General features: G+C 66.0%; 7 protein-coding genes and 1 pseudogene. 3 read left to right on the top strand and 5 right to left on the bottom strand.

What is annotated here, in order from left to right:
• The coding region (locus ACLL97_RS16860) for a protein kinase domain-containing protein (protein ID WP_411281641.1) at nucleotides 1–333 on the bottom strand (333 nt) is incomplete at its 3' end.
• A 141-nt stretch (nucleotides 334–474) separates the two neighbouring features.
• Here ACLL97_RS16860 and ACLL97_RS16855 point away from each other — a divergent pair.
• A complete protein-coding gene (locus ACLL97_RS16855; protein WP_411281640.1) occupies nucleotides 475–1,035 on the top strand; it encodes a Uma2 family endonuclease in 561 nt (186 codons plus the stop codon).
• A gap of 24 nt (nucleotides 1,036–1,059) precedes the next feature.
• On the opposite strand, the gene ACLL97_RS16850 is transcribed toward ACLL97_RS16855, so the two are convergent.
• From ACLL97_RS16850 to ACLL97_RS16835, 4 genes are all read right to left on the bottom strand, one after another.
• The gene (locus tag ACLL97_RS16850; RefSeq protein ID WP_411281639.1) at nucleotides 1,060–3,714 is read right to left on the bottom strand and encodes a protein kinase domain-containing protein; all 2,655 of its coding nucleotides are present in this window, start codon (nucleotides 3,712–3,714) and stop codon (nucleotides 1,060–1,062) included.
• Between the two features lie 182 nt (nucleotides 3,715–3,896).
• Nucleotides 3,897–4,373: a hypothetical protein gene (locus tag ACLL97_RS16845; RefSeq protein WP_411281638.1), complete on the bottom strand. Its 477-nt coding sequence runs from the start codon at nucleotides 4,371–4,373 to the stop codon at nucleotides 3,897–3,899.
• A 107-nt stretch (nucleotides 4,374–4,480) separates the two neighbouring features.
• Nucleotides 4,481–5,365 (bottom strand): TolB family protein, encoded by an 885-nt coding sequence (locus tag ACLL97_RS16840; RefSeq protein ID WP_411281637.1) that lies wholly within the window; start codon nucleotides 5,363–5,365, stop codon nucleotides 4,481–4,483.
• Complete coding sequence (locus ACLL97_RS16835) at nucleotides 5,362–5,958, bottom strand: hypothetical protein (protein WP_411281636.1); 597 nt, start codon at nucleotides 5,956–5,958, stop codon at nucleotides 5,362–5,364. Before ACLL97_RS16835 ends, ACLL97_RS16840 begins: the two co-directional genes overlap by 4 nt.
• A gap of 329 nt (nucleotides 5,959–6,287) precedes the next feature.
• On the opposite strand from ACLL97_RS16835, the gene ACLL97_RS16830 reads away from it, so the two are divergent.
• Together ACLL97_RS16830 and ACLL97_RS16825 are read left to right on the top strand one after the other, a co-directional pair.
• Complete coding sequence (locus tag ACLL97_RS16830; protein WP_411281635.1) at nucleotides 6,288–7,592, top strand: IS701 family transposase; 1,305 nt, start codon at nucleotides 6,288–6,290, stop codon at nucleotides 7,590–7,592.
• A gap of 146 nt (nucleotides 7,593–7,738) precedes the next feature.
• Nucleotides 7,739–7,951: pseudogene (locus ACLL97_RS16825) on the top strand (hypothetical protein); the annotation flags it as partial.
• Nucleotides 7,952–7,976 lie beyond the last annotated feature (25 nt).

The following is a 7,976-nucleotide window of genomic DNA, read 5'->3' as shown; positions in this document are numbered from 1 at the left end:
AGGCAGCTGCCGTTCGCGCTCCAGTCGCGCGCGCAGCGTTTCGCCGGTCACGAGCGGCATCACGTAGTACAGCAGGCTGTCCGCTTCGCCTGAGTCGAGCAGCGGCAAAATGTGCGGATGCTGCAAGCGGGCGGTGGTGCGGATCTCGCTCAAGAAGCGCTCGCCGCCGAGCGCCGCGCCCAGGTCGGGATGCAGCACTTTGACCGCGACATCGCGCTCGTGCTTGAGGTCGTGCGCGAGGTACACGGTGGCCATGCCACCGGCGCCGAGCTCGCGGGTAACGGTGTAGCGGTTGGAGAGGGCGGTGGTAAGGCGCGAAACGATATCGCTCATGTGATGGGCACGTGAAAAACCATTTGGCTGCGGTGAGAGGGCCCATCGGGCGCGATTTTAATGACAAGCCCACGCGGTATCGCCGGTATGCTGTGCGATGCCTCCTTGCCAACCCCACGCCGAGTGTAATAACCTATGGGCATGCCCGCGATCAGCAACGAGTGGACGGTCGAAATGCTTGATGCGCTGCCCGACGACGGGCAGCGCTATGAGATCATCGACGGGGTGCTGTACGTGACGCCCGGGCCGGGTGAGGGGCATCAAGACATTGTTGGCGAGTTACACGCCTTGCTGCGCGACTACCTCATGGGCAGTGAGGTTGGCAAGGCGATGGTCTCGCCGTCGGATGTCCGGCGCGGCGACCGGCGGCGAAATCGTGTGCAGCCCGACGTGTTTGTGATCGCCAAGCGCGACGGGAAACGCCCGCCGTATCCCTACGAGCTGCACGACCTGCTGCTCGCCGTCGAAGTGGTGTCGCCAGGTAATCCGCTGCTCGACTACCAGGTCAAGCGCGACCTCTACCTGCGAGAAGGTGTCGGCGAGTATTGGGTGATCAATCCTGACGCGCGCAACGTGTCACGGTGGCGCGGCCATGACGATCCCGGCGAGGTGTTGAGCAAGATCGTGTCTTGGCAGCCAGACGGAATGCCTGTGCCGTTCACCATCGATCTGCCACGGTTTTTTCGCGCGGCGTTCAGCTGAATAGCGCTACCGTAGCCAGGCCGTTCACTTCCCCGCCGTCGCCCGCCCAATCTCGGCCGCGAAGTTGCGCACCACCACCACCCGTGGGAAGCGCGTCTGGCGTACGAACACCACCGTGCTATCGGGGCCTACATCGAACGGCGCGTGCACATTGTCGTCGTTCGCCAACTCGGCGCCGAGCAGCTCTCGCGTGCTGCCGATCTTGACGCCTGCCGAGAGATCGACCGCCGTAGCCACCAACCCGGTTGGCGTGTAGTAGTAGAGGCTCCGGCCGTCGCGCGCCCACACCGGCGTGCCACCGCCCGCGCGGTCGATACGCACCTGAGCGCCGGGGCCGGGGAAGGGTGCGATGTACACATGCCTCGGCGCGTCGGCGCCGAACGCGATCCATCGCCCATCGGGCGAGAATCGGGCACCGGTTGTCGTGCCACCATCGGTCCTCACATGGCGCAACGGGCGCAGCGTGCTGTCACTCCGTGTCCACCAGAGCAGACTTTGCGCGAGTTCGACGGCGTCGTTCTGGACGCGGCCCAGCAGCGTCTTCTCGTCGGGCGCGAGCACCACTTCGTACACGGCGCGTCTCCCCGGCAGCAGCACCGTATCGGCACCACTGCCGTCCGCCGGCCGCCGCATCGCGCTCCGTAAGGAGTCGGTGATGGACCGGAACAGGATGCTCCGGCCGTCGGGGCTCCACTCGGCGCGATCACGTCCTGACGATGGATCTTGTCCCGCCAGCGGCGAGAAGAATCCGTTGGACCGGTCGAGCACGCGGAGCGTGCGGCGACTCGTCGCACTGTCGACGATCGTCACCACGAGACGACGCGCGTCGGGGGAAAACCGCGGATGCTCGTAGGCCAGCGTATCGGGTAGTACCGATGAAAGTCGGCCCTGTGCATCGCGATACGTGAGTAGCCCGGCGCTGCTCTCACTGATGTACACCAAGTCGCCCGACGGGGACATCACCGCGTGGCCCAGTCCGAAGCCCGCCGGATTCATCTTCACGCCGTCGCCCATCCGTTCGCCGGGGCCGGTGACGGTCAGCGAGCGCGCATCGAAGGGTGCCGCGAAGAGGTCACCGGTACGATTCAGGTACACCAAATGACCGCGGGCGACGCCCAGCGCCATGTACGCGTCGGTTCCCACGTCGGTGATCTTCCCATCGGCGAGTGACAACGCGAGCACGCGAACGGAGTCGCCTGTACGTTGGTTCGCCGCGAAGAGCACCACGTTCGATTGGTCCAGCGCAATGGGCCACCGTGCCACGGCGCCCGCCGGCGACGCGGCGAGTGCGCGGGGCGCCCCGCCCGTTTCCTTGACCGCATACAGAGAGTCGGACTGCACGGCGTACACGATCTCGCCACCTGACGTCCACGTAATACCCTGCGGCTGCACCGGCAGCGTAGTGAGGCGGATCGGATTGCCGCCCGTCACAGCGACCTTGAAGAGCTGGCGGCCGACCACGAAGGCAATCCAACGACCATCTGGGGAGAACGTCGGCTCGAACCCGTTGATACTCCCTGCAATGGGCGTCATTTCCAGCTGATCGAGCTGGCGGACGAACAGCTGCTCTCCACGGTTGGCGTCGGCTCGCCACATCACCAGCGTGCGGCCATCGGGGGAGAGCGCCAACAGCCGGTTCTGGTGGACATACGTGCTCTTGCCCTCGATGGTGAAGCGCGTCACGACCTCGGCAGACGATGCCACCGTGTCACGCGGCCGCGAAAGCATCCACGTTGCGCCTGCGGTGGCTGTCACGAGTACGGCCGCGCCCGCCAGCAGCGTCGCCGTCGAGCGCGTTCGGACACCGTGCGCCCGTGATGTCATCGCACCGCTGCTATGCGCTCCACTCACCGTCGCCAATGCCGTGGCGAATTCCGCTGCGCTCGCGTGTCGATCAGCCGGCAGCTTCGCCAATGCCGTGAGCACGGCCTGCTCCACGTTGGGCGGAATGGTGGATCGCACCCGCGACGGAGGTTCGGCCTCGCTCGACAACACCCGCGCCACGATGGCCTGCACCGACGCGCCGGTAAAAGGCGGCGCGCCGGTGAGCATTTCGTAGGTCACCGCACCCAATGCGTAGATATCACTGCGCGCGTCAATGGTGCGCTCACCCATCGCCTGCTCGGGGCTCATGTACTGCGGCGTACCGAGTGAGAGCCCCGTTTGCGTCATGCGCTGTCCGCCCGCGCTTTGCACCGCCAGCGCGATGCCGAAGTCGGCCACCAGCGCGCTGCCATCATGCAGGAGAATGTTCTCCGGCTTGATATCGCGGTGAATCACGTTCTGCCGGTGCGCGTAGTCCAGCGCACTCGCCACTTCACGCGCAATACGCACGGCGTCGGCGATGGGCAGCTGCCGTTCACGCTCCAGCCGCGCGCGCAGCGTTTCGCCCGTCACCAGCGGCATCACGTAGTACAGCAAGCCGTCGGCCTCGCCGCTGTCGAGCAGCGGCAGAATGTGCGGATGCTGCAGGCGCGCCGTGGTGCGGATTTCGGTTAAAAAGCGTTCGCCGCCGAGCGCCGCGCCCAAGTCGGGATGCAGCACCTTGATCGCGACATCGCGGTCGTGCTTGAGGTCGTGCGCGAGGTACACGGTGTCCATGCCACCGGCGCCGAGTTCGCGCTCGAGGCGGTAGCGGTCGGCCAATGCGGTGCGCAGGCGCTGCACGATGTCGCTCACGTGGCGTACAAGGAGGGAAGGGTGGGTCGGAGCGTTACAGCGCCGACCCGCCGTTCGGCAGACGTACGCGAAGGAAGTTCGTGCGTAAATGGGGGGGCAGCGCCAACAATCGCCTGATCTGTTCCACGAGGGCTCGATCACTCTCCCGAGCCAGTGCGGACGGCCGACGCTTGGCCGCCGTCTTATCGGTCGTTGTTGAGCGATTCTCTTTCATCGAGTGTTCTCCGCAATATCGGTAAGACAGCAAGATCCTGCGGTCGTCCCGCGCGCTCCTTGCTGCGAATGATATCCCGGAGGCTGGCGACCAGAAGCACGTGGGGGCCAAAGGACACCGGTGTCGCTCGTGCCTTGAGGGCCTCAAAAGATCGCACCCCGTCGACCTTCGCCATGAAGTCCAGCTGCAGTCCGTCCGCGTCCCGAACGACACGGAAGAGCTCGGACGCTGGATAATAGGGCCGCAGCACCATGGCGTTCAACTCCATGGCCACCGCCTTCAGCTTCCGCAGGTTGGTGGGCATCTTCCGGAACATGAAGGCGATGTCCATGGTCGTCACCGGGGAGCCCTGCAAGGCCGCCGCCGCATTGCCGATAACCACCGCAGCGAGTCGGTGGTGTGCGAGTACTCGACTCACGGTCGTGAGCAGCGGGGCCGCGTTCATGTGGGGAATCTACTCCGGTTCATCGTCGGCGCGATCAATCGGGGTGTTACCGTGCCGGCCTTCCGTCGCCGGGCCAGCGTACGAGCGCGAAAACGCACGCAACAAAGTCACTTGTTGGGCTTCCGTGCGCGTGCCACTTCATCTACGAAGTGCTCCACCACCACCATCGCGCCGGCTTCCGAATTGCCCACGCGCCGCACGAAGAGGAACCGGCCGTCGGGCGCGACATCATAGTTTCGCCGCGACAGTGAAGTCTGCATAAACGTCTTCACGTCGAACAGCGCTCGCACGCCCGCCACGCGCAGCGCAGCGCCTGCTTCCACGCGCGCTTCGAACAGGCGCGAGTCGAGACTGACGTAGAACAATGAGCGCCCGTCTGCCGACCAGCGCGGCGAACTGCCGCCCCCGGTCGAGACGAGGATGCGCGTGGACGGTGGCGCGGCGCGGGGCGATACATACACCTCGAATCGCCCGGTGAGGTCGGAACTGTAGGCGAGCCACCGACCGTCCGGCGAAATCGCTGGCGAATATTCGGCGCGATTCGTCGCCAGAATGGGCGAGGCGATGGAGTCCGACAGGCGCGAGGTTGCGAGCAAGTCGCCGTGGCCTGCGGCAGGCGTGGTCGTACGCACCACGAGCCCCGAGCCATCGGGCAACCACACCTGTTCCGACAGCGAGCGATCGCGGCGGATTATCAAGCGCGCCATGTCGCTGCCGTCGAGCGGCTGTTTCCAGACGTTGCCGGTCACGGAGCGGTCGCCGGCCGAAAGAAATGTCACCATACGACCATCCGGACTCCACGCGGGATCGGTGGCACTCCGTTCGCTGGTCAGTCGATTCGGCTCGCGCCCATCGGCACGGATCCAGATACTCGATCGGCCACCTTCCCGGACAGTTACGGCGATCTGTCGACCGTCGCGTGAGATCGCGGGCGTGCTGAACACCGCCCGCCACATGGAATCCACCAGCGCCTGCCGTCCGTCGCGGGTCACCCACACCAGTTCTCGTTCGCGGTGCCGCGCTCTTCGGAGTACACCAGCGTGCCGCTTCGCGACACGGCGAAGTCCACCGGACCGACGATACTCTGCGGCAAGGTGCCGGCCACCAGCACGGGGTCACCAGCGAGTGATCGTGTAGCGAGGTTGAAGGGCACGAGCCACAGTTTGCCGTCCAACGTGGAATACAGGAGATGCCCCGTTAAAACGAACATCGCGCGGACGCCTTCCATGAGCACCGCGTGCGTGCGGGCATCTTTATCCTGAATCGCGACCTTTCGCGAACCATCGGCGAACTCCACCTGGAACAGCAACGCGCTACCGTTGGGAAGCAGCTGCGGATGTATGTGCCCCGTCTCGCCGCGCGCGCTGTCCAACAACGTGAACGGCTCGGGATGGCGACAATCGCGTACGGTGCACCGTGCGACGGTGATCGGACCGCTGTTCACGCCGCGATAGATCACATCGTCCGCGCCCCACGCGACGATTTCTGGTGTGAGGAGCGAGTCGGCGATCACCGTGGGCGGACCACCGGCCGTTGGCATCACCACCAATCGTCCGTTCTGGATAGAACACGATTCGCGCGCCATCGGGCGAGAACACCACGCCCATCGCGCCCTCAGTACCAGGCAGTTCGGTGAAGCCGAGTGCATCGCGACGTCGCATCAGAATGCGCTCGCCAGGACCACCGCGACGGGCGATCAACATGCCGTCTGGTGAGATGTTCACGTCACCGGTCCACGTACGTTCAGACGCCACCGAGTCCGCGGTGAGTCGATAGCGCACCACCTCGCTCAATGCACTCGGCGCGCGCGTCAGGCTCCAGGCGGCCACCGCCACACCCGCCACCGCGATGCCGCCTAATACTACTAGGTTAAGTTACTATTGACAGTGGGCGCCGGCCCGCGTATCGTGGCGCATGCAGCCTGCCCAGCTTCGTGCCGCCGAGCGGCGTTTAACGCGGTTCTTGGGGACCTTGACGCCGCTGTTGGGCCGCGCCGAGCGGCAGACGCATGCGGGCGAGTACGTGCGCGGGTTATTGCTCGACGGCGAGCGCAAGTCGATTGCGCCGCTGGTCGAGCGCGTGCCGGGCGCCGACGTGCAGGCGGTGCGGCAGTTCGTGAATCAGAGCCCGTGGGCCTGGGCGCCGCTGCAAGCGGCGCTCACGGCGCTGATGCTCGACCGCCTGTTGCCCGAAGCCGTCTTGATCCTCGACGAGACCAGCTTCCCGAAGAAAGGCGACCACTCGGTGGGCGTGGCGCGGCAGTACTGCGGCGCGCTCGGCAAGACCGCCAATTGCCAAGTGGCGGTGAGTGTGCATTTGGGGACCGACACGGCCTGTCTCCCGTTGACGTGGGGCCTGTATCTGCCCCAGGCGTGGATCGATGATGCCGACCGCCGCACGGCCGCGCGCGTGCCCGAGGACGTCACGTACGCGACCAAAAATCAATTGGCGTTGGACGCGCTGGATCGCGTGCGCGCCTGGGGCGTCGGCGCGCGCGTGGTGTTGGCCGATGCGGGCTACGGCACGAGTCACGACTTTCGCGCGGCGCTCACGGCCCGCGGCCTTCCGTATTGCGTGCAGGTCGCGCCGAGTGTGACAGGCTGGACGAGTGCGCCGGGGCCCACCACACCGCCGCCGTATCAGGGACGCGGGCGCCCGCGCCGTCGCCCCGTCGACGCGGCGCTCCCCGCCTCGGCGGACTTGGCGGCCCTCGCGGCGACGCTGCCGCCCGCCGCGTGGCGCATGATCACCTGGCGCGCGGGCACCAAGGGTGCGCTCCGCTCGCGGTTTGCGCAGACGGCCTTCTGGCCCGCCCACGGTGTTCGCCACGGCGGGGCGCTCCCCGCCGCCCCGGTGCAGCTGCTCATCGAATGGCCGCGCGACGAGGACGCGCCGATCAAGTACTGGCTCGCCGATGTCCCGGGCGAAACGCTTGGACTCCGGCGCGCCGTGCGCCTCGCGAAAGGGCGCTGGCGCATCGAACAGGACTACCGGGAACTCAAAGACGAACTCGGCCTCGATCACTTTGAGGGGCGCTCGTGGCCGGGCTGGCATCATCACGTCACGCTCGCGTCGATGGCGTACGCGTTCCTCGTCCTCGAGACATTGCGCGGAAAAAAAACCTCCACGCGTGACCCTTCCCGCCGTGCGACGCGCCCTGCAAGCCCTGCTGATTCGCCTGGGGCCGTGGTGCCCGACGTGCCAGCGGCGTTGGCATGACTCCTGCTGACTTAACCTAGTAGTACTAACGAGGCTGTAGCATAAGTCCCGAAACCGACGAATGTGGAAACGGAGCTTGATGCGCCGCGGCGAGTTGGTCCCGTATCGAATGTGGTGTCATTTCGTCTCGCTGTCGAGCACCCGCCATGGCCCGCTATACGCTGCTCGAGACCAACCCACAGTTCCTGAGCGTCGACCTCGCGCGCCAGCTGCTGCCCGGCACGTTTGAGCACGCGCTGAATCATCTGCTCGATCACGAAGTGGACCTGGCGCACTTCGATGCGCGGTTTCGGAATGACACCACCGGCGCCCCCGCCTATCCGCCGGCCATGGTGCTCAAGGTCGTGCTGTTCGCGTATTCGCAGGGCATCGTGCGGAGTCGCG

The sequence above is a fragment of the Gemmatimonas sp. genome (genome assembly GCF_046594945.1).
In the GTDB taxonomy this organism is placed as follows: Bacteria; Gemmatimonadota; Gemmatimonadetes; order Gemmatimonadales; family Gemmatimonadaceae; genus Gemmatimonas.
This window is presented reverse-complemented; position numbering and strand designations above follow the sequence as displayed.